The sequence below is a fragment of the Parasphingomonas zepuensis genome, assembly GCF_036663735.1.
Lineage (GTDB): Bacteria > Pseudomonadota > Alphaproteobacteria > Sphingomonadales > Sphingomonadaceae > Sphingomonas.
The window spans coordinates 322,050-342,862 of record NZ_JAXOJO010000004.1 but is presented as its reverse complement, the minus strand read 5'-3'; the positions used below and the strand labels follow the sequence as shown (position 1 = coordinate 342,862).

17 protein-coding genes are annotated in these 20,813 nt (G+C 66.6%); 9 read left to right on the top strand and 8 right to left on the bottom strand.

The window, feature by feature from the left end; all coding sequences use genetic code 11:
* Positions 1-52: 52 nt before the first annotated feature.
* Complete coding sequence (locus U1769_RS16725) at positions 53-4,279, bottom strand: autotransporter domain-containing protein (RefSeq protein ID WP_332718218.1); 4,227 nt, start codon at positions 4,277-4,279, stop codon at positions 53-55.
* 205 nt (positions 4,280-4,484) lie between these two features.
* On the opposite strand from U1769_RS16725, the gene U1769_RS16720 reads away from it, so the two are divergent.
* The 4 genes from U1769_RS16720 (at position 4,485) to U1769_RS16705 (ending at position 7,661) form a co-directional block, all read left to right on the top strand.
* The gene (locus U1769_RS16720; protein ID WP_332718216.1) at positions 4,485-5,372 is read left to right on the top strand and encodes a helix-turn-helix domain-containing protein; all 888 of its coding nucleotides are present in this window, start codon (positions 4,485-4,487) and stop codon (positions 5,370-5,372) included.
* Between the two features lie 98 nt (positions 5,373-5,470).
* Entirely contained in the window at positions 5,471-5,620 is a 150-nt protein-coding gene (locus tag U1769_RS16715) for a hypothetical protein (protein ID WP_332718214.1), read from the top strand.
* 235 nt (positions 5,621-5,855) lie between these two features.
* Positions 5,856-6,815, top strand: a complete 960-nt coding sequence (locus U1769_RS16710) for a hypothetical protein (protein WP_332718212.1) — start codon at positions 5,856-5,858, stop codon at positions 6,813-6,815.
* A gap of 117 nt (positions 6,816-6,932) precedes the next feature.
* On the top strand, positions 6,933-7,661 hold the full coding sequence (locus U1769_RS16705; RefSeq protein WP_332718210.1) for an SHOCT domain-containing protein: 729 nt from the start codon (positions 6,933-6,935) through the stop codon (positions 7,659-7,661).
* A gap of 15 nt (positions 7,662-7,676) precedes the next feature.
* On the opposite strand, the gene U1769_RS16700 is transcribed toward U1769_RS16705, so the two are convergent.
* Positions 7,677-8,591 (bottom strand): SDR family NAD(P)-dependent oxidoreductase, encoded by a 915-nt coding sequence (locus U1769_RS16700; protein ID WP_332718208.1) that lies wholly within the window; start codon positions 8,589-8,591, stop codon positions 7,677-7,679.
* Positions 8,592-8,679: 88 nt separating this feature from the next.
* Here U1769_RS16700 and U1769_RS16695 point away from each other — a divergent pair, with 88 nt between their 5' ends.
* The gene (locus tag U1769_RS16695) at positions 8,680-9,366 is read left to right on the top strand and encodes a nuclear transport factor 2 family protein (protein ID WP_332718206.1); all 687 of its coding nucleotides are present in this window, start codon (positions 8,680-8,682) and stop codon (positions 9,364-9,366) included.
* A 16-nt stretch (positions 9,367-9,382) separates the two neighbouring features.
* Here U1769_RS16695 and U1769_RS16690 read toward each other — a convergent pair whose 3' ends face one another.
* Positions 9,383-9,904 (bottom strand): terminase small subunit-like protein, encoded by a 522-nt coding sequence (locus U1769_RS16690; protein ID WP_332718205.1) that lies wholly within the window; start codon positions 9,902-9,904, stop codon positions 9,383-9,385.
* Between the two features lie 44 nt (positions 9,905-9,948).
* On the bottom strand, positions 9,949-11,247 hold the full coding sequence (locus tag U1769_RS16685) for a glycoside hydrolase family 130 protein (RefSeq protein ID WP_332718203.1): 1,299 nt from the start codon (positions 11,245-11,247) through the stop codon (positions 9,949-9,951).
* Between the two features lie 202 nt (positions 11,248-11,449).
* Between U1769_RS16685 and U1769_RS16680 the strand changes: the two genes are divergently transcribed.
* From U1769_RS16680 to U1769_RS16665, 4 genes are all read left to right on the top strand, one after another.
* Positions 11,450-12,319, top strand: a complete 870-nt coding sequence (locus U1769_RS16680; protein ID WP_332718201.1) for an alpha/beta fold hydrolase — start codon at positions 11,450-11,452, stop codon at positions 12,317-12,319.
* A gap of 363 nt (positions 12,320-12,682) precedes the next feature.
* Positions 12,683-14,221: a tyrosinase family protein gene (locus U1769_RS16675; protein WP_332718199.1), complete on the top strand. Its 1,539-nt coding sequence runs from the start codon at positions 12,683-12,685 to the stop codon at positions 14,219-14,221.
* A 15-nt stretch (positions 14,222-14,236) separates the two neighbouring features.
* Positions 14,237-14,881: a DJ-1/PfpI family protein gene (locus U1769_RS16670; protein WP_332718197.1), complete on the top strand. Its 645-nt coding sequence runs from the start codon at positions 14,237-14,239 to the stop codon at positions 14,879-14,881.
* Positions 14,882-15,056: 175 nt separating this feature from the next.
* Positions 15,057-15,554 carry a DUF2141 domain-containing protein gene (locus U1769_RS16665; RefSeq protein WP_332718195.1) on the top strand — a complete coding sequence of 166 codons (498 nt, stop codon included), beginning with the start codon at positions 15,057-15,059 and terminating at the stop codon, positions 15,552-15,554.
* 9 nt (positions 15,555-15,563) lie between these two features.
* Here the strand turns inward: U1769_RS16665 and U1769_RS16660 are convergent, their stop codons facing one another.
* The 4 genes from U1769_RS16660 to U1769_RS16645 are packed head-to-tail and all read right to left on the bottom strand — an operon-like array spanning position 15,564 to position 20,811.
* Positions 15,564-17,945: a TonB-dependent receptor gene (locus U1769_RS16660; protein ID WP_332718193.1), complete on the bottom strand. Its 2,382-nt coding sequence runs from the start codon at positions 17,943-17,945 to the stop codon at positions 15,564-15,566.
* Positions 17,932-18,912: a FecR family protein gene (locus tag U1769_RS16655; protein ID WP_332718191.1), complete on the bottom strand. Its 981-nt coding sequence runs from the start codon at positions 18,910-18,912 to the stop codon at positions 17,932-17,934. The genes U1769_RS16660 and U1769_RS16655 overlap by 14 nt, the downstream gene beginning before the upstream one ends.
* Entirely contained in the window at positions 18,902-19,459 is a 558-nt protein-coding gene (locus U1769_RS16650) for an RNA polymerase sigma factor (RefSeq protein WP_332718189.1), read from the bottom strand. The genes U1769_RS16655 and U1769_RS16650 overlap by 11 nt, the downstream gene beginning before the upstream one ends.
* Positions 19,456-20,811, bottom strand: a complete 1,356-nt coding sequence (locus U1769_RS16645; RefSeq protein WP_332718187.1) for a lipopolysaccharide biosynthesis protein — start codon at positions 20,809-20,811, stop codon at positions 19,456-19,458. Before U1769_RS16645 ends, U1769_RS16650 begins: the two co-directional genes overlap by 4 nt.
* Positions 20,812-20,813: the final 2 nt, after the last annotated feature.

Below are 20,813 nucleotides of genomic sequence, written 5' to 3'. Positions count from 1 at the left end.
CCGAAGGCTGGCCAGGTTCAGGAGTGAGACCCAGCCATCCGGTGCGGGGCGCTCAGAAAACTATCCTGAGCGCGCCCTTGACGGCATGGTCCTGCCCGGCGGTGCCGAGAACGCCGTCATAGCTGACGCCGATCGATACATTCGGCGACAGGCGGAAGCGGGCCTCGACATTGGCGATACCGGCGTTGCGCGACTGCGCCGCGCCAAGGATCGTGAAGGGATCGCCGCCCGCAAAGCGGTGGACGCCGACCGGGTCGAGGCGGCCGAAGCCATGCTGCCAGCCGATCACGCCGCCCATCGAGAACGCGCCGGCGCTTGCGGTTTCGAAGCGGGCACCCAGCGTCACGACGGTGCTGTCCTCCGTCGCCCTCGCGCCGGCGAGCGCGGCCGCACCGCCGCTCTCGACGAACGCGTCGGTTTTGGCGCGCAGCACCGTGACATTGGCGAAGGGTTCGACATGGCCCCCGCCCAAGGGCAGCTGATAGCCCATCTCGGCAAAGCCCTGCAGCAGCGTGCCCTTATAGTCCGCGGTCAGCGTGTTGCCGAAACCGGGAAAGGCGACGGCGCGGCGGGTGTCGATATCGGCCCTGGCATAGCCGGCGCCGGCCTTGATCCCGAAACCGCCAAAACGTCCGCCGACATAAGCGAGCCCATGAACGGTCTTGGCCGAGCCGCTGCTGTTCCGCGCGCGCACCGTGAGATCCGTATCGAGATAACCTCCGGCCAGGCCGAGGATGACATTCTCGCCGAGCCCGACGTCAGCACCGATCAGGAAGCCATGGGTATCCCGCCGGACCTTGGCAGCATTGCGATCTCCGTCGCTGGTGCCCCAGTTGCTGAACGCCTGACCCCAGAGCGCGCCGCCGGCTTGTCCGTCGCTCAACCGGGCAAGCACGGCGTTACGCGGCAACCGGCTGTCCTCGACCAGGACGGTCCGCACCGACGGGTGGATCTCGCCCGACAATTGATCGAATGCATCCTGCGCCACTGCGTCGCTGGGCAGCAACAGCAACGCATCCTTCACCGCATTGCCGTCGGGCAGGCTGTCCGCACCGGCGGCGGTCTCCTTCTGGTTCGGGGTCAGGCCGGCATCGGCGAGATCGCGCAACTGGGCGAACTCGACGAACGCGGTGGTCGGCGTATAGCCATCGCGCAGGCCGGCAAAGGCCGTGAGGAACTGATCCGCGAAAACGAACTGGCCGGTGAGGCCGCCCGCGGCATCCACGACGACATGCTTGCCGTTGAGCGTCAGCGGCTGGACCATGTTGACGCTGAGCACGCTGCCCGGCTGGATGGCGACGTTGCCGGTGGTGCGGAACACGTCGGCACCGCTCGCCCCGCCGATATCGACCGCCAGCACCGATCCAGTCGCGAACACGGTGTTGGCCGATGTCTGCACGCGATCGCCCACGCCGCCGTCGCGCAGATTGATCCGCCCGATATTGGTGAAGCGCTCAAGCCCGAGCCAGCTGGTCGTGTCGATGGAACCGGCACCCGATCCGCCGACGATCACACCCGTGGACAGGTTGGTCAGTTCGTCGCTGGCCCCGGCGAAGACGTTGCTGCCGCCGATGCTGTTCCAGGTGCCGCCATTGACGATGAAGCTTTCCGTGCCGGACACATCGAGCGTGCCGGTCAGCGTGCCGGCATTGCCGATGCCGATCATGCTGCCGATCGCGGTGATCGCCCGATCTAGGGATTGTCCGGAACTGTTGCGGATCGTGCCGGAATTGGTGATCTGGATAAATTCGCCGCCAGTGGTTTCGGCCCTGATCGCGTTCGTCCCGCCCTGAACGACACCCCGCGTGACGATCACGGTCGCCCCCGGCCCGGTGTTGAACGTGGAAATGCCCCCCGAACCGCCGCGCACATTGGTAACGTCGATCGTCACCTCACTCGTATTCGCCCCGGCGAACGCCGCGATGCCGACACCCGCAGCATCGGTCGCGATAATGCTGCCGGTCGAGGTGACTCTGACCACACCGGTGCCGGTATTGGACGCCACGATGCCGGCATCCGCGCCCCGCACGTCGGATACTGCGATTCGCAGGTCGCTGGCCGCGATGCCGTTCACCGCGTTGATGCCGACGGCCGAGTCGCCCACCACCGGACCGGCGGCGTTGATGACGGTCGCGCCGGTTCCGGCGTTGACGACACGGATGCCGGTCGCCCCCGCCGTGACGGCGGCCGAGTCGATCAGGATATCGCTGCCCAGCACGTCCGTCTGAACGTCGATCCCGTTTGTGCCGCTGGTTACCGCGCCGACGATCACGCCGACCGTGCCTGCCCCGCGATGAGCGACGAGGATGCCGCGATTGCCGCCAGTGACGGCAGCAGCCTCGATCCGGACGCTTTGCGTGCCGGTTTCCGTATTGATGTCGATGCCGTTGGAGGTCTGGCCGCTGACGCTGCCGGTGGCGCGGATGCGCAGAAAACCGCTGCCGCTGTGATCGACATCGATACCGTCCGTTCCGCCTGAAACACTGGCCGCGTCGATCAGCAGATCAGTGCTGCCGGCTCCGGTGCCGGCGCGGATGCCATCAGTGTCCGCACCAGTCACGGCCCCCGTCGCAGTGAGCTGGGTCACCCCGGTTCCGACGTTGGTAACGGATATTCCCGACGCGCCGCTGACGGCGGCGGCGTTGATCGTGAGATCGGTGGCATTGACGTCGTTGAACACCGAGATTCCGGAACTGGTGCCGCCGGATACCGGGCCGGACGCCGATATGCTCGTGGCGCCATTGCCTTGATTGGCCACGCCAATGCCCTGCGTCCCGCCCGCAACGGTTGCGGCATCGACGCTGATCGAACTGCTCTGCACGCCGCTGATGATGAAGATGCCAGCGCCTGCAGCACCGTTCGCCATTCCGCTTGAGACCACGCGGGTAAAGCCGGTGCCGCTGTTTTCGACGTTGATGCCGTTCTCCCGGCCCTGCGTGTCGGTGGCCAGCACGGTCAGGTTGGTCGACTGATTGATGTTCGTCGCCCTAATAGCGTCGTGAGCGCCGCCGAACACGGCACCGGTCGCGTTGACCAGGGTTTCGCCCAGACCCGCGTTATTGACCTCGATGCCGTAGGATCCGCCGCGTGCCTCCTGCGTGGTCACGATCAGATTCTGTGCCGTGAGGCCGGAGGAAGTGAAAACGCCGTGTCCGGTTTCTCCGGTGACCAGCCCATTAGCGGTGACGACGACGTCGCCCGTGCCGCCTTGTTCCGCAACGATTCCCGAGTCGCCCCCGTGAACCTCGGCCGTTGTTATGATGAGCGTGCCAGTGCTTTCATCATTGTAAGCGAAGACGCCGTCGTCCGTCTCGCTCTCGACAAGCCCGGAGACGGTGATTTGGGTATGGCCCGTCCCGACATTGCGGGCATAAACCGCGGTCCCCACCCCCTGGACGTCGGCGGCGCTAATGGTCAGATCAGTGGCGTTGGTCCAGTTTAGCACATCGATACCCCGACCAGTGTCGGCGCCCAGCGCAAACGAGATCGGTCCGGTAACGGTCAGGCTGGTGGCGCCGGTGCCCAGATTTTCGATGACGATGCCGTCCGTGCCGCCGATCACCCGGCCGAGGTTCACCATGAGGTCGGTCGTGCCGGTATTAACCTGGATATCGACGGCAGTACCGGTCAGGCTGGCGACCGTCCCGGTGGCGGTCAGGCTTGCGGTTCCCGACCCCTGGTACTTCACGGCGATCGCATCGCCCCGCGCGAGCACGTCGCCCAGCGTCAGCGCGATGTCGCTCGAGCCGCTCTCTCCAAAGGCGAATACGCCGTCGCCGGCATTGTTGGTGATCGCGCCGTTCCACACGACGTTGATGTCCCCCGACCCGGCATTTTCCAGCTGCAGCGCCTGAGTGCCCGAGGCCACGATGGCGCCATCGGAAAAGACCGTGATGCCGCCTTCACTGAGGCCGTTATCCCCGGTCGAATGAAAGGCGACGCCGGCGCCCTGCAGTTCCGATGCCTGGAGATCGGTGTAGCTCACCGCGCCGTCGCCGGTAACCGTCAGCGCCAGGCCGTTGCCGTTGCCCGTGGTGTCGACCGCGAAGCCGGGCGTGGTCACCACGACAGGATCGAGCCCGGTCAGGACCTGTGGATCGTCGGTCGGACCCGAGCAGGTGAAGCTGTTGGGCGGCCCTTCGACACACTGTGCCTGTGCCGTCGACGACAGCGCGGCAAGGCCGACGGTGCCGGCGAGCAAGGCGAGGCGCGAGGTGGAGCGGCGCAGGCCGCAATAGCGATCGCGCGGCGCAGCAGCGCCGTTTTCGAATATGGTCATGATGGACTCCTCCTGATTGGTGCCCCGACCGGAAAATGCCGACGGAAATCCCGCCGCAAGGACGCTCTGGCCGAAGCGGCCAACCCCCTAGGCCGCGGACGGCGCGGTGCTCAGATGCAGCGCGCGCCGTCGAACAGCGCATTGAAATACAACGGGTTGCATTTCGCGCGGGGATTGCGGAAGCTGGCGAAACGGGAGGGCGTGGATGGCGGACGGTTTTGGAGAACGCCTCACGCTGGCGCTGAAGGCGCTGTCGATGAGCCGCGGCCGGCTCGCCTCCGAACTGGGCGTGGACAAGTCGCTGGTCGGGCGCTGGGCCTCCGGAAGCGTCCGGCCGTCAGCCCATAATCTCGAACGGCTGACTCATCTCCTGGCAACGAAGCGGCCGGGATTGACCATGCTCGACTGGGAGATCGAGCCGCGCGATTTTGCCGGGCTGTTCGGCCTTGCCGCCGATGCCCTGAGTGCGGCCGAACCGTCCGGTTTCAGCCTGCCGCCTCAGCTGATCGAGGCAGCGCAGGCGACGACCACGATGCGCGGCGAAGCCTATGAGGGGTTCTGGCGCGCCACGCATCCGGCGGTGATTGCCCCGGGCAAATTCTTCCAGGAACATGGCATCATCCGGATCGAGCCGGGCGGACTGCTGAAGTTCATGCTCGGCGGGCCGCATGTCCATTATGTCGGCACGATCCTGCCGATCGACGGCCAGGTATTCGCGATCGCCACCGATTCGGTCCGGAACGTTCCCGCCTTTCTCATCCTCAACATCGTCACCCTGCCCAAGCTGGTCGTCATGGACGGATTGTTGCTGACCGCTGGCAATGCGATGCGCAACCCGTCCGCCTATCCGATCGTCTTCGAACGGATCGGCGATCTGTCGGGCGATCGTGCGCAGGACGATGCCTATACGGTCGAATTGATGGAGCGGCCGCAATTCATTGAGGACGACGCGCTCATCTCCGAACCGATGCGAACGCATTTGCTGCGCGATTCCGGCCCCGCAGCGGCGGCCGCCGGCGGAGAATTGCTGCTGACGGCCGCGCCGACACCCAGTCTCGCCCGGATCGTCGCCATGATGAACGGTGCGCAATAGGGCAGTTCTCCAGCACGGGCTTATGATCGCCGGTACGGCAACCGAATGCCCAAGGCTTTTGTGCCAAGCGCCAGGCCGCGCCGATCGGAGGCTGGTCGATGGTGCTCAGCGGCCTCGTCTATACCGGACTATGGACGTTCGCGCCGGTCGATGTGGCCACTATCGGCGGGTGCGGCGCGGTCATGGCAGGGATCGCGGTGACGCTCGCCTATTGCCTCTCGCTGCGGGCCAAAGCGAAAACCGCCTGACGTCGGTTGCTTCGGAGCGTCGCAAGGCTGGTAGCCCCGTGGCGCGCGCGTCCGGGCCGCTCACGGCGGACCGCGTAACTCCATGGTGCGACAGGCGATATTAACGAACTGGCCTTAGCATCCCGTCTGACGAGCGGGGACGCGAAATGGCCGAAGTTTCAATCGGACTGCACGACGAACGGATCGCACGCGCGGCAATCCTGCCAGTGCAGGACGTCGCGCGGGAGGCCAGAGGGTGCTGAGCGCCCTGCCCCGCACGCTGCTGATATTCCTGTTCTTCGCCGCACTGGCGCTGCACGCCGCGACCGGGTTCGTCGACACGGCGTTCGGCCAGCCCAAGCGGGCGATGCGGGCCATCGACGCCATCATAGCCTCCCTCTTCACTGCCCCGTTCGGCCCGGCGGGCGGCGGGATACTGCTGGACGGGATCGGCCTTTTATGCGCCTGGTTCGCATGGCGGCGCGCCTACCGGCCCACGCGGGCCGAGACGACCGCGCCAGCACCCCCTCCCGTCTATCGCGAACCGCCGCCCGGCGCCGTGGCCGACCGGCTGGCACAGCTTCGCGAGCGGGCGGCGATCGAACGTGGTTCGATCCCGCACGAGCCGGCGGTGCCCGCGGTCGGCGCGCCGGACAGCCTCATCCACCAGCACGCCATCATCCAAACCGACAGGGAAGACGCCAGCATGTTCTGGGAACCCGATTATATGGACGAGATCGACATGGCCGAGGCAGCCGACGTCGCCCGCGTGAAGGCGGCGCGCGATCCGGCGCTATGGCATGAGGCAGCGATGGCGGCGCTGGCCCATCGCGGCGATCCGCACGGCTTCCTGCCCTGGCTGGTCGAGCAGCCCGAGCTCGACCGCGCGACCGCCGGCTGGATCTTCCTGTGGGCGGTAGGATCGCGCTATCTGCGCGGCGAGACGCGTTTTCCGCTCGATCATCGCGCCGACGAAGCGATGGTCGCGCTGTTCGCCGCATTGTGCGCGCGGAGCGAGCTCAACGGGTTCGGCGGGGACAATATCGGGCTCGACCGCGATTTCGAGGCAGAGCGAGAGGCCTGCCTCGCCGTGATCGCCGGCGGCGGTGTAGCTCCGGGCGTCACCGTGCCGCACGCGATCATCGGCACGCCGTTCGCGCCGCCGCGGGACGACAGTCGATATACGCTGGACGACGGGATCATTCTGGTCGCCTGACGGGCAAATGCCCGATTGCCCGCGGCAGCGGCAATGTTTGCAATTGCGGATGATTTCCCCGCTCTATACCGACCGCGCCAAGTAAATCGATGCTGCGTCATAGAAGAGCGAGATCGCGTGACTGACACGAAGGGAAGCGGCGCGTCGAACCGCGGCGATACGATCAAGCTGATTATTGCCGCGCTTGGGCTCCTGCTCATCTGCCTGAGCGGGGTCGGGCTCATCCCCGTCGCCATTCTCGCGATCGGGCTGGCGATTTCGATCAAGGTCGGCGGCAGCCGCGCCGTCAGGGTGACCACCCGCATCGTTCAGCTGGCCGGAATCCTGCTGGCGATCGGCCTCGCGATCGGCGCTGCGGACCAGCATTTCAAGGCAGTCGCGATGGCGGAAAGCCTGGGCCCGCCGCCGTCCGCCAATCCTGCCTACAAGGACGTGCTGGAGTACACACCGGTGGATTCGATCACGGATTATGCGGGCGAACGTACATCCCTATATTACCGGTATCTGGACGAAGTCCGCAGCTATGGCGACCGGGTCCGGGAGCTCAATCAGTTGGAGCTGGGGCGCGCCATGTACATCGCGGGTGTCCTGTTGTCCCTGCTGGGCACCGCCCTGCTCCCCTGGCTCTGGTACAGGCCCGTCGAACGGCAACTCCATGTGTTTCGCGCACTTTTCGCGTACCGGCCGAGACCCCGCGTCAAATCGCCCAACATCATGGCGCGGGAGGCGCTGGCTGGCTATTCCGCGGCGGACGAACTGGCGAAATGGAGCCGGCTGCGCGACGAAGGCGTGGTTACGGACCAGGAATATCAGAACGCCCGCGCCAAGATTCTCGGCACCGGCTAAGGCTACCCATCAGGCTCACACCAGATCGGCAAGCCCGATCGTCTGGCCGGCTTCGGCGGCCTTTTGCGCGGCGCGGCGCAGGCGTTCGATGGCCTGGCGACCTTCGGGCACCGGCTCATTGGGCAATGCGGCGATGCTGGCGTCATAGATCTCGCGGAAATCGTCGGCGAATTCGGGGTGGGTGAAGATCACCGCGCGGTTCTCCGCCATGCCGGCCAGGGTCTTCTCGCCGACCTCCAGCGGGTCCATCCCGGCATCGAAGGCAGTGCCGAAGCTTTCGAGCTCGGCACGATCCACCGGGGCGAAGCCGCTGTCGGCAAAGTCGCCGGGCCGGCGCAGCGCGCTGTCCCACGCATTGGTGCGCGTCAGCCCCGGGCACATCAGCGAGCAGCCGATGCCGTGCGGCGCGAGATTGTAGCGCAGCGATTCCGTCAGGCCGCGCACCGCGAACTTGCTCGCGGTGTAGATGCCGGCCTGCGGGCCCGGCAGATAGGCCGCCATGGAGGCGACGTTGACGACATGCCCGCCCGCCCCGCCCCGCTTGATCAGCGGCAGCAGCGCGACCAGGCCGTTGACGACGCCGCCGAAATTCACCCCCATGATCCAGTCGTAATCGGCATGGCTGGCGGTGTCGGTCGGCCCGAACACGCTGACGCCGGCATTGTTGACGAGGATATCGAGCCGCCCGAACCGCGCCTCGATCTCGGCCGCGACGTCGGCGAAGCGGGCGCGATCGGTGACGTCGAGCGCAACGAACAACGGCGCTTCGAGCCCCGCATCGGCGAACCAGCGGGCGGCCGCATCGCGGTGATCGGCGTTGCGGTAGCTCAGCGCGAGCCGCATGCCGGCGGCAGCGAAGGCCCGCGCGATGCCAAAGCCGATTCCCGATACGCCGCCAGTGACGAACGCCACCTTCCCGTTCCAGCCCATCATTTTTCCTCTCGCCAGTGCCGGCATTATTGTTAGTCTAGCATACAATAAAGCCGATCGGACAAGACGGCGCAAATGGGAGAGTGGAATGGCCGAAGGACCGGATGTCGCCGCCCTGCTGAAGCGGGTCGACCGGCTCGAACAGCGCATGGGTGAGCTGGAAGACGTCAACGCGATCCGCCGGCTGCACTACGCCTATGGCTATTATATCGACCTGTGCCAGTATGATGAGGTTGTCCAGCTGTTCGCACGCGACGGCGAAGTGGTCTTCCTGTCCGGCGTCTATCGCGGCCATGCCGGCATCGCGCGGCTCTACAAGACGTGGTTCCAGCAATATTTCACCAAGGGCAAGCCGGGGCCGGAATATGGCTTCCTGCTCGATCATTTCCAGATGCAGGACATCATAACCGTCGCGCCCGATCGCCAGAGCGCCAGGGGGCGGTTCCGCGCGCTGCTCGCCGGGGGCACGCACGAGAGCCGGGACTATCAGCCGGAGGGCCTGCCCGCCCAATTCTACGAAGCCGGCGTGTACGAGAATGATTATGTCCGCGAGGACGGCGTGTGGAAGATCGCGCGGCTCGATTACATGGTTCAGTGGCAGGCGGATTACGAAAAGGGCTGGCACAATACGGTCGCGCATCTTCAGCCGCAGGTGACGGCCTTTCCCGAGAACCCGCTCGGACCGGACGAGCTGCTGCCCGAGCAGCGCCGGACCTGGCCGCACCGCAGCCCGATCCCGCAGCATTATCCGCATCCGGTGCTGGGGCGGGGCTAGGCAGCGGGCGCCTCTTTCACCAGTCCGCCGGATCGAGATCTTCGTTGGCCGCGGCCTCGCGCTCGCGATCGGCCGCAGCAAGGATCGCGGCAAGGCGGACGGCCAGAGCGGTGTCCGATACAAACGCTGGCACCTCGACCGTATCGGGAGCGCCGCGGAAGCGGCCCAGCCCCGCCCCCGCCCGCCGCGGATACCAGCGATCGAGCAGGCGAATGCGCGTGAAGATGCGCAGGCGGGATCGTGCGACGGATTCGGGGTGACACACGACCTGACCCGGGCCGCCATCGGCCGCCGCACGCGCCATCCAGTCGTTGCGGCCGTCGTCGGCGATCTCGAGCATCTGGTCGGCCAGCGCATCGAAGCCCATCGCCCGGGCGTCCGCCATGCGGGCGGCGAAATCGGGCTGCTTCATCCAGTCATAGACGGTCTGGCGCCCGATGCCGGCGCGGCGGCAATGCTCCAGCAGCGAAATGCCCCCCGCAATCGCGTCGAGCAAGGCGCGTTCGATCTCCGGCGTGCGGCGGCTCGGTCGTCCCATGGAGCGCCTCTAGGACGGCGCCAGCGCGATTTGAATCGACCGCCTCAGGCCGGAGTCATCACCGCCAGGATATCGTCGACATCGGCGACCGCGAAGGCGGTATATTCGTCGCCGATCGCATAAGGCAGCAGGATGCGCCGTTCGTGCAGCAGGGCGCCGCAGGTGTACGTCACGTTGGGCACATAGCCCCCGCGCTGTTCGGCGCTGGGGAAAAGCAAGGGGGACTGAGTTCGGGCGAGCACGCGGGAGGGATCGGCCTTGTCGAGCAGGCAGGCGCCGATGCAGTAGCTTCGCACCATGCCGACGCCGTGGGTGAACACCAGCCAGCCCTCGTCGAGCTCGATCGGCGAGCCGCAATTGCCCAGCTGCACGAATTCCCAGGGATATTTGGGCGCCATGATCGGCGTGCCGCTTTCCCAGGTGAACAGATCGTCCGAGCGGAGCAGCCAGATATTCTCGCTGTCCTGTCGGCCGAGCATGACGAACTGCCCGTCGATCCGCCGCGGAAACAACGCCATGCCCTTGTAGCCGGCCATTGCGCCGGCCAGCGGGCGCATCTCGAACGTGCGCAGATCGACCGCGCGCAGCAGTTCCTGGCGTACCGTCTGGCCATCGAACGCGGTGTAGGTGCCGATCACGCTTTCGACGCCGTCATCATCGGTGAAGGTCACGAGCCGCAGATCCTCGACGCCCTGGCGCTGGCTGGGCAGGACCGGGAAGATCACCGTCTCCGACAAATCCCGGCTATCCTCGCACAGCAGGCGGACCCAGTCGTCATGGTGGCGTTCGATCCGGGGCGGCACGCCGTGCGGGCTGGGCGGATCGATCACCACCCGGTCGCCCGGCCCCCATTCGCCGGTGCGCAGCGTGACCGAGGAGATATGCCCCTCGCCGATGCCGCGCAGCGACAGCGCGAAACGCACCCCTCCGTCAGCGGTGAGTGGTGTGCCGGGCAGCCGCACGATGCTGGGGTTGAACAGCGCGGCGGATTCGAAGGCATATTCCTGGCTGAAATAGGCGCCGACGAGCAGGCGCTCGTCCTCGTCCAGGGCCGGATCGCCGAACTCGCTGCGCATTTCAGTGAAGCGGCGCAAGAACACCTGGTCGGCATTGCGGTGCCGCTCGCGCATCGGCTTTTCCAGCAACGCCCGCATGCGCGCCCTCAGAGCCGGATCGAGCGCGCGGATGCGGTCGGCTACGGCCTGCGCGCGTGGGGGGCGATCGGCCTGGAAGGCGGGCGGATAGGCGAAGCCGAAGGGACGGATCACCGTTCGCGACGGATCGGGCATGAGCTTGAGGTCGAGCTTGGTGAATATGTCGGCGGCCTTCTTCGTCGCTTGCATCGTCGCTTGACCTTTTCACGAAAGAACGCCCGGGCGAGTGTGGGCACGGACGTTGAGCGATGCGCGATCGATTTGTATCCGTCCAGCCGGCCACGCCGGTCGATTTTCCCGCCGCGGCGTTACGGCTGTAGCCGCTCACCGTCCCCGCGACATGGGCCTGACACTCGTCCCGACGATGCTGGCCAGCACAACGGGAGACGGCATGAACACTATCAACCAGCATATCATGGCAACGGCGCATGGACCGATCGTGGTGGAGGATCGCGCCGGGGCGGGCATTCCGCTCGTGCTGATCCACGGCAATTCATCCTGCCTCGGCGTCTTTCGCCGCCAGATCGAGGGCGATGCCGTGCGGGATCGCCGCATTATCGCCTTTGACCTGCCAGGCCATGGCCGCTCCGGCGACGCGCCCGATCCGGATCGCAGCTATAACCGATCGGGGCTGGCGGACGCGACATTGGCGGTGCTCGAGCGGCTGGGCGTGACCGAGGCAGTCGTGCTCGGCTGGTCGCTCGGCGGGCATATCGGGATCGAGTTGCTGACTCGCTTTCCCGGGCTGCGCGGGCTGATGATCGTCGGCACACCACCGGTGCCGCGCGGCGGCATGGCCCAGGGGTTCGTCACCGCACCGCATCGGACGCCCGCAGGCCAGGAGCAGCTCTCTGCCCCGGAAGCGGCCGCTTTCGTCGAGACGATCTTCGGCGCCAGCGCAGAGCCCTTCCTGATCGAGGCGGCGCTGCGGACCGACCGGCGCTTCCGCAAGAGGCTCTTCGAGGCTGCACGCGCCGGCGACGGGGTGGACCAGCGCCAGGCAGTGGAAACCAGCCGCATTCCACTGGCAGTGGTCAACGGCGCGGCGGACCGGCTCGTCAAACTCGATTATATCGATACGCCGGCTTATGCGAACCTGTGGACGCGCAGCTGCCTGCGGCTGACGGGGCTGGGCCACGCGCCGTTTTGGGAAGCGCCGGAAATGTTCAATCCGATCCTCGATCGCTTCCTGGCCGATGTCGCGCCGGTCGCCACCTATCGGGCCGGCAACATGGAGCCGCGCGCCAGGCGGCGCGGCTGACCGTGTGGCTGGCGGACCGCGACAAAGATCAGCGCCAGGGCGACGGCACATCGCTCGCGCTCGGTGCCGCCTCGTCGCGATAGATGCGATAGGCCCATTTCCCGTAGAGCATGTTTGCTATGCCCTTTTCCTAGAGTTGAATAAGCTACCGCTGCGGCTTTATCGGCATCGCAGACAGATCAACGTCTAGTGAAACAACCACAATCCTGCGGAGCGATCAGTCGATGAATTGATACGAATCCGGTTATACTTTCCAAAAATCTGTCAATTCGCGCGAAAATGGCTCCATCATCGGTTGATTCGATGATCCGGCAGGACAAAAATGCCCGGCTTCCACTCCATACCAGGGGAGCGCCGATCGCCATGAGCAGGGCAGCACTGCGGGTTCGCCGCTCGCTGGCCGATGTCCAGGCCGATTACGATATCGGCAACAAGGCCGAGCTCGAGACGCTGATGCGGGCATGGAAGGGCATCAAGGATCTCCCGCCTACCGACCCGTGTTCCTTCTTCATGCTCGGCAGCATCCACGGCGCGCCGCTTCGCCGTGGCGGCGCGATCGATCCGGCCTTGTGGGGCGGCTTTTGCCCGCATGGTACGGTGCTTTTTCCGAGCTGGCACCGCGCCTACCTCTACACGCTGGAAAAGGCGCTGCAGAGCATTCCGGGGTGCGAGCGCGTAACGCTGCCCTTCTGGGACGAATGCAGCACCACATCGCGCACGACGGGCATCCCGAGCGCACTGACCGACGAAACCTTCCTGCTCGACGGCAAGACGATCGCCAACCCGTTGCGGTCCTTCGTCTTTCCCATGGCGATCGTCGATGCGGTCGGGGGCGATGAGCAGTTCTACGGCAAGCCCGCCGGCTATGAGACGGTGCGTTATCCCCTGTCGGGGCTGGTCGGCACCCCGGCCGACCAGGCAGCGACCGCGGCCCATAACGCCCTGTTCCCGAACCATGCGGACAATGTCGCCCTCCTCAACGGCAATGTCGTCGACTGGCTCAACGCGACCCTGACCTTTCCCAAAAGCTCGCCGCAGGGGCATGTCTACGACAAGTTCATCGCCTGCCTGGATGCACCCAGCTACACCCTGTTCTCCAACACGACGTCGATGACGGCCTATAACGCGGCCCACCCGACCACCCTGGTGACGGCGGTGGAAAGCCCGCACAACAGCATCCACCTGGCGATCGGCGGGTTCGATCTGAACGGCCATGTGCGCGCCTCGATACACGGCGCCAATGGCGACATGGGGGAGAATGACACGGCCGGGCTCGATCCGATCTTCTTCTTCCACCATTGCTTCGTCGACTACACTTTCTGGACCTGGCAGAAACGGACCGGCGCGACCGAGGGCTTCGCCATCGATCCGGACGATCCCGGCGCCGACGCCGCCGAGCCTATGACCATGGAGACCCCGCTCGACCCCTTCATGAAGGCGGACGGCACCCCCTTCACCACCAGCGACTGCGTCAACATCGAGACCCAGCTGGGTTATGGCTATGGGCCTGGCTCGCTCGACCAGTTCGCCCGGCCGGCGCCCAGGACGGTGGCGGCAGCGGCCGGCGATGCGAAGACCCTGCACGTCGCCGGGGTCGACCGCGCCAAAATCCGCAGCTCCTTCCTGATCGCGGTCTATGCCGAGATCGATGGCGAGAAGCGGCTGATCGGCCATGAGGCAGTGTTGAGCCACCGGCACATCGCGGGCTGCGCCAATTGCCAGGGCCATTTGCAGGTCAGCGCGGATTTCCGCGTGCCGGGCAAGCACGCCGCGAACGGCGCCCTGCGGATCGAGGTGCGAACTCATGATGGCCCGCTCGGCGGGGCGCCCCAGCCCCTGAACAAGGCGGGGGTGACGGCCCTGAAGGCCGTGGCGCCGGCCTTCACCGTCGAACTGCGCTGACCGGAAAGGATCGATATGAGAATCGTCATCCCCGTCTATCAGGGCGTCGACCTGCTCGACGTGTGCGGCCCGGCCGAGATGTTTCACTGGGCCGGCTACCAGGTCGATCTCATGGCCGAGGTGTCGGGCATGGTGACCTTCGACAACGGCTTCTCGATCAGCGTGCCTGATCCGCTGGGCCCACCCCTGCCCTGCGACGCGCTGTGGATTCCGGGCGGCAACCCCAATCAGCTGAGCCGGCTGATCCACGATCCGGCGCGCACCTATCTCGATTTCGCGGCGGCACAGGCGACGGTCAGCACCTGGGTCTGCTCGGTCTGCGAAGGCGCGCTGCTCGCCGCCGCCGCCGGATTGCTCGATGGCTATGCCGCGACCACGCATTGGGCGTTCATCCCCTATGTCCTCGAAAATTATCCCGCGGTGACCGTAGTGGACGGCCATCCCCGCTTCACCCTCGACCGCAACCGCCTGACCGGCGGCGGCATCTCATCGGGCATCGACGAGGCGCTGCAGCTGATCGAGCTGCTGAGCGGGACCAGCGCTGCCCAGGCCGTGCAACAGACCACCCAATATTATCCCGATCCGCCGGTGACGAGCCTGATTCCCAACACCATCACCTCGCCGATGTCACCCTGGCCGCCGACCGCTGGCCAATATTAGACTGCCAAGCGGATCGCCTGAGATCGCCGCGATCTCGCCAGCATAGCGGCCACGATGAAAGTGGGTTCAAACGCCGATCTCCACTCTGTATCTCGAACCCGGTCATGGGATCCGCACGCCATCCGGCAACGGTCGCCCGAACTTGCGCTTACGAAGACGAACGAGAAGGGTGCCGATGATCTGGTTACATGTTGCGGCGCTGGCAGCCGCGTTGGATCCGGCTTCGGTGCCGCTTGGCCCCGATGCCGGCCAGTGCATGGCCGGCGCGACGGGCCCGGCGATTCTGGTCGAAATCACCGGCTTCAAGAACCGCGCCGGCAATGTTCGGGTCCGGGTCTTCGGCGGCGCCACGTCGAGTTATTTCGACAAGAGACAGGCATTGCTTCGCACCGAGATCGCGACGCCCCGTGCGGGAAAGGTTGCGATCTGCATGCCCGTCCGGCAGCCCGGTATCTACGCCGTCGATGTCCGCCACGATATCAATTCAAACGGCAAGACCGACCGGGGCGACGGCGGCGGCGCGTCGGGCAATCCGCGTCTCTCGCTGCTCGACATGCTGTTTTCCCGCAAGCCAGATCCCGCGACGGTCCAGGTCAGGGTCGGAACCGGGACGACCGTGGTGCCCGTCACGCTGATGTACCTGGAGGGCGGATCGTTCAGGCCGGTCAGGTGACGCGGCCGCCTACCAGGACAGCGAGCCGCCGATCCTGAGGGTGCGCGGCCGCAGCGGCGTATATTCGTTGCGGGCGGCCAGCGCGAAGGGGTTCCCGCCCGCGAAGCGATCGCCCTTCACGTCGAACAGGTTTTCGAGCGTCGCCGTCAGGCGGATCCGGCCGTCGCTCCACGTGCCCCCGAGATGCGCACTGCCATAATCGCCCTGCGATATGTCGAGCGGCGCCTGGCTGCCGACCATCGATCGGCCGACATAGCGCCACCCGCCATTGACGCCTGCGCTGTGCTTCGACCCGATGCTCCAGTCATAGCTCATGCTGGCCGAAAGCGCGAACGGCGGCGTGTTCGGCAGTCGCTTGCCAATCGTACCAGGCACCGCCGAATCCGGATCGGTGATCCGTGTGTCGTTGAGGAAGGCCGCAGCATCGATCCGCCATCCGATTGCCGGCACCCAGTTCAGATTGGCCTCCACGCCGCGGATATGACTGTTGCCCAGGTTGGCAGTGAAGGGGAAACCGCGAAAATCGACCAGATCGGCCTGAATGTCACGCCAGCTCGCCAGCGACAGCGCGGCCGAACCGCCAATGCCGAGAGGACCGGAGCGATCCTTGCGGATCCCGATTTCCGCCACGCGGATCGTATCGCGCCGCAGATCGGCGACCCGGCCTATTCCCGGCGCCACGGTGATGCCGCCGCTGCGGAAACCGGATTGGTAGCGCGCATAGGCCGCGATATCGGGTGCCAGCAGCCAGGAGGCGCCGAGCGTCGGATCGAGCCGGGTCACGCTACGACCATGGATGAAGGTATTGCCGCGCAGACTGGCGATGGGCTCGCCGTCAGTACGCTGATGAGTCACCCGCCCGCCGGCCGTCACCGTCAGCCGCGGTAGCACTGCGACGCTCACTTCGCCGAATATGGCCGCATCCAGGGTCCGGTTGCTGACGCCGACGATGTCCCGCAGCCGATCGGGCGGCCCATACATCCGCGCATAGGAATCGCGCGCATGGATCAGCGCGAGCCCCACCAGCCACCCGGCGCCGTCGCCTCCGGTACGCGACAGACGTGTCTCGTGCGACACCAGTCGACTGCGTTCTTCCGTATCGTACGCAATCGGGAGATTCGGCCGATTGGCGCGCGTGGCATCGAACCGGCTGTCGGCGTCGCGCCATACCATACCGGTCGCCGATACCAGGTGCAGGCCGTCATCCCATTTCTTTTCGAGCACGATCCGCGCGAGCAGATAATGCTGCTCGAACGGCTGCGCGAGCACCGACGCGCGGGACAACGCCGGCAGGCCGTGTTCGGCATATTGCAGGTCCGGCGCCGACACCGATTGCGTGACGATCCCCGCGTCGATGGTCCAGCCATTGCCGGGCGCCGCGCGAAGATCGAATCGACCACCGATCGTCCTGACGGAATTGATATCGCGCAATCCACGATAATCGTCGTCGATATAGCCGCCGTCGCGCACGAGATAGCCGACCGCGCGCAGGCCAAGCGTATCGCGCACGATCGGCATGTTGATCATCCCGGCAAGGTTGCCGCCGGACGCTCCGGAACGCGTGGCGCTGACTCCCGCGGCCAGGTTGCCGGCCATGCGGGACAGGTCGACCGGATTGGGCACCAGCCGGACGATACCGCCGATCGCACCCGCGCCGTAGAGCGTACCCTGCGGTCCCTCCAGCACCTCGATCCGGTCCATGTCGTACAGGTTCAGCCCCGGGTCAGGGCCATTATACGCCACCGGCACTTCGCCGAAATAGACATTCGCGGTCGACTGGGTCGGTCCGGTGAAGCTGCTGTCGGCAACGCCGCGCACGAACAGCTTGTTGCGCCCCGCGCCAAGCGCCGTGCCCTGGAGGATCGGCGTCGCCGCGATCGCCTGGTCGAGGCTGTTCGCGGCGGTATCGCCAAGATTCAGGGTGCGGCCGGTCCGCAGGACCGTAAGCCCTCCGGGAAAGCGCAGGCGCGACGTATCGCGCTTCGACGCGATGACGACGATGTCCGGCACCGGAGACTGATCACCGGCTGCACGGGCCGGCACGGACGGGCGCGGCACTGCCCTGCGCGCGATCGGCCGGCGCACGATCCGGAACCAGTCGGGGCCCAGCCGCCGGGCGACGAGTGGCGTCCCGGCCAGAAGCTGGTCGAGCGCGGCCGCCGCGGTCAGCCGCCCCCTTACGCCGCGGGTCACAATGCGGTCGAGGCCCGGTTCGGCGGTGCCGATGTCGACGCCAGTCTGCTGCGCGAGAATAGCGACCGCCCGGTCGAGCGGCACCACCCCGATGCTGACGACGTAGCGGTCCGCCGCATGAGCGGGGCAAGGCAGCGTGAGGGCAAGCAACGAGGGACCGAGCAGCGAGACGACGCAGCGAAGGTTACGGACCGGCATCTACACCGCGCACGAGCGTCCACCCCCTGCCGTTGCGCACCGCGCGTGCACCGATCATTGCGGCGGCGCGCGGGACCATGCGGTCGGCGCCGCCGATCACCCCGATCGATCCCGTAAAAGGCGTATCCTGAAGACCCTCGGCGACATTGACGGCGGTGCCCGTACTGCGCTCCAGCGCGGCAGCGACCAGACGCACCGGGGTCTGGCGAAACACCAGCCGCCCCTGCCGCCAGCTTCCCACATCGTCCACCGCCACACCCGACATGCGCGGCGATTCGCCGTCCATATGCGACAGGGCAGCCCCCGCCGTCAGCATGATCCGCTCGCGCTCGGGCTGGAACAGAACGGCGCCTTCGGCCACCTGCACGCCCAGATGCGGGCCGACACGCGACACGTTGAAGACGGTGCCGACGTCCTCCAACCGCATCCCACCCGACTGGACCACGAACGGGTGCGCCACATCGTGCGTCACGCGAAACACCGCCTCGCCCTTTTCCAGCGTGACCAGCCGGTTCGAAACATCGTCGATGCCAAGCCTGGTGCCGCCGTTCATCTCGATCTGCGTGCCATCCGCCAGCACCACCGCGCTGCGCACGCCGGCCGGCGTCTCGACGAAGCGCAGCGACGGGTTCGGCGCTCCCTGCAGCATCACCGCCGCGATGCCCGCCGCCGCCAGTCCGCTGATCCCAGCGACGCTCCACCACCGACTCATCACCGGCTGCCGATCGTTCGCTGCAATTTCATCCGGCTCACCAGCCTCTGACCAGTCTGCCGGCGCGAGCGCGCCGTCCAGTTCGGCGTCGGACAGCGCCAGAGCGTCATAGGCCGCCGCATGCGCCGGATTCGCCTCCAGCCATGCGGTGAACGCCTGCCATTGGCTGGCATCCGCCGTCGGCAGGCGCAGATGCCACGCAACGGCAGCGGTCGCCGCCGTCATCGCATAGCCATCGCCCACCTCATCGACCATCGCGGTGATCCTCCTCACGGACAAGACGCCACGCCCGATCGCCATCCTCACCAAAAGACGCACGATGCGCATGAACGCGCAAATACGCGCGGTGCAGCAGCTTCTCGACACCACTCACCGAGATGCCCATCCGCTCGGCAATCGCCTTTTGCGACAATTCCTCGAACCGATACAGCCGGAAAGCCGTCGCAACCCGCTCGGGCAGCTTGGCAAGGGTCGCTTCGACCCGCGCCAGCCGTTCGCGCGCGATCATCGCGCGTTCGGCGTCTGGGTGCTCCTCTGCGGTCGGGCGGGTCTCCATCCACCCGGTATCGCGATCCGAGCGGCGCACCGCGCGCCGCCGCCGGTCGACGGCGATATTGTTGGCCATGCGATAGAGATAGGCGGTTGGGTCGGCGATCGGGCCGCCGGTCACGCCCTCCAGCTTCAGCCAGAGATCCTGCAGCGCATCCTCGGCCTCATCGACATTGCCCAGGCGGGCCACCAGCAGGCGCAGGAACATTGCCCGGTCGGCCAGGAAGACGGCGCGGAGTCCGCCTTCGCTCATGTGGCGATCCGGGTGGGCGACCGCACATCGCCGTGGAACATCGCCGCCAGCGCCACGATCGCCACGCCGTTCTGCAGCAGCGCATGCCATCCGGCGCCATCGATGCCCCACAACCACAACATCGCGGGGAGAAGCGGATAGAGCGCCAGCCCGGTTACGAGCCCAACGGTCATCGAGCGCTGCGGGAGCCCGAATGCAGTCAGCCCGGCGGCCAGCGGTGCGCTGACCAGTCCGGCCGTGCGCGCGCCGGCCACCAGGATCAGCAGCCAGGTCCCTCCACCGAAACTGCTGCCGCCGAGCGCCACCAGCAACCGGTCACCCAGCAGGGCAAGCAGCCCCATGATCGGAATCGCGACCGCCAGCGCAATTCCCGCGCTGCGCCACACGGTATGGCGCAGCGCCGAAAGCTCGCCACGCGCCACCTGTCCGGCGAGGACGGCGTAGCTCGCCTGGCTGAGCAATACGGTAGGCTGGGCCAGCAGCGAGGTTGCGCGCTGAGTCAGCGCCAGCAGGCCCGCTGCCGCCGGGCCGAGCAACCATCCGACCGTCAGCGGGGCGAGATTGGGCGCCAGTTCGCGCACCGTGATGTCGAGATTGGTGATCAGGATGAAGCGCTTCAGCCCTTCGGTATCGCGCGCCGCGCCGCGCCACGGGCCGCGCAAGGGCTCGCTCCCCGCCAGCCGCCGCCAGGCAACCAGGCCAAAACCCCACATCGCCAGCCCCTCCGCCACCGCGGCGACGAGCCAGACGGCGATGAATCCGATCAGGCCGCCACCCGCAAACCATACGCCGAGCGCACCGACGAGACGGATCAGCGGCGACACCGCCTGATGCAGGCCAATCAGATCGAACCGCCCGGCGATCTGCAACAGGCCCTGCGGCGTGGCGCGAACCGTCCCGATCACGGCCAGGCTGTAGGGCACGGCGATACTGATCGTATCCGCCGACCACCCAAGCCGCGGGCCGATGAGCGGGGCGAGCACCGCCGCGACGAGGATCGCCACCGCGCCGCACCCGAGTTCGATCACCGCCATGAAGCGCACGATCCGCGCGAACCCGGCCCGGTCGCCCGATTCCAGCGCGATCCCGCCAAAGCGCACGACGCCGTGAAAACCCGAAAAGGCCAGCAGGCTGCCGATCAGCACCGCATAGGCATTGACCAGCACCAGCACGCCATAGTCCGTCGCGCCCAGGCGATGCGTGACGAGGACCAGATAGACGAGGCTGATGATCCCCGCCGCGGCTTTGCCGCCCAGCAGATGGCCGAGATTGGCAAGCACCAGCCGAACGCCCGATCGCGCCGGCGCGGTTCCATCTTGCGACAGGGACGATCGACGAAAGAAGGGCGGCATCC

Bases quoted from the DNA above. Each gene is read 5' to 3' on its own strand.
- U1769_RS16670 (WP_332718197.1), top strand. From the start codon at position 14,237: ATGAGAATCGTCATCCCCGTCTATCAGGGCGTCGACCTGCTCGACGTG.
- U1769_RS16715 (WP_332718214.1), top strand. From the start codon at position 5,471: ATGGTGCTCAGCGGCCTCGTCTATACCGGACTATGGACGTTCGCGCCG.
- U1769_RS16725 (WP_332718218.1), bottom strand. From the start codon at position 4,279: ATGACCATATTCGAAAACGGCGCTGCTGCGCCGCGCGATCGCTATTGC.
- U1769_RS16675 (WP_332718199.1), top strand. From the start codon at position 12,683: ATGAGCAGGGCAGCACTGCGGGTTCGCCGCTCGCTGGCCGATGTCCAG.
- U1769_RS16680 (WP_332718201.1), top strand. From the start codon at position 11,450: ATGAACACTATCAACCAGCATATCATGGCAACGGCGCATGGACCGATC.
- U1769_RS16645 (WP_332718187.1), bottom strand. From the start codon at position 20,811: ATGCCGCCCTTCTTTCGTCGATCGTCCCTGTCGCAAGATGGAACCGCG.
- U1769_RS16720 (WP_332718216.1), top strand. From the start codon at position 4,485: ATGGCGGACGGTTTTGGAGAACGCCTCACGCTGGCGCTGAAGGCGCTG.
- U1769_RS16650 (WP_332718189.1), bottom strand. From the start codon at position 19,459: ATGAGCGAAGGCGGACTCCGCGCCGTCTTCCTGGCCGACCGGGCAATG.
- U1769_RS16655 (WP_332718191.1), bottom strand. From the start codon at position 18,912: ATGGTCGATGAGGTGGGCGATGGCTATGCGATGACGGCGGCGACCGCT.
- U1769_RS16700 (WP_332718208.1), bottom strand. From the start codon at position 8,591: ATGGGCTGGAACGGGAAGGTGGCGTTCGTCACTGGCGGCGTATCGGGA.
- U1769_RS16690 (WP_332718205.1), bottom strand. From the start codon at position 9,904: ATGGGACGACCGAGCCGCCGCACGCCGGAGATCGAACGCGCCTTGCTC.
- U1769_RS16660 (WP_332718193.1), bottom strand. From the start codon at position 17,945: ATGCCGGTCCGTAACCTTCGCTGCGTCGTCTCGCTGCTCGGTCCCTCG.
- U1769_RS16665 (WP_332718195.1), top strand. From the start codon at position 15,057: ATGATCTGGTTACATGTTGCGGCGCTGGCAGCCGCGTTGGATCCGGCT.
- U1769_RS16685 (WP_332718203.1), bottom strand. From the start codon at position 11,247: ATGCAAGCGACGAAGAAGGCCGCCGACATATTCACCAAGCTCGACCTC.
- U1769_RS16695 (WP_332718206.1), top strand. From the start codon at position 8,680: ATGGCCGAAGGACCGGATGTCGCCGCCCTGCTGAAGCGGGTCGACCGG.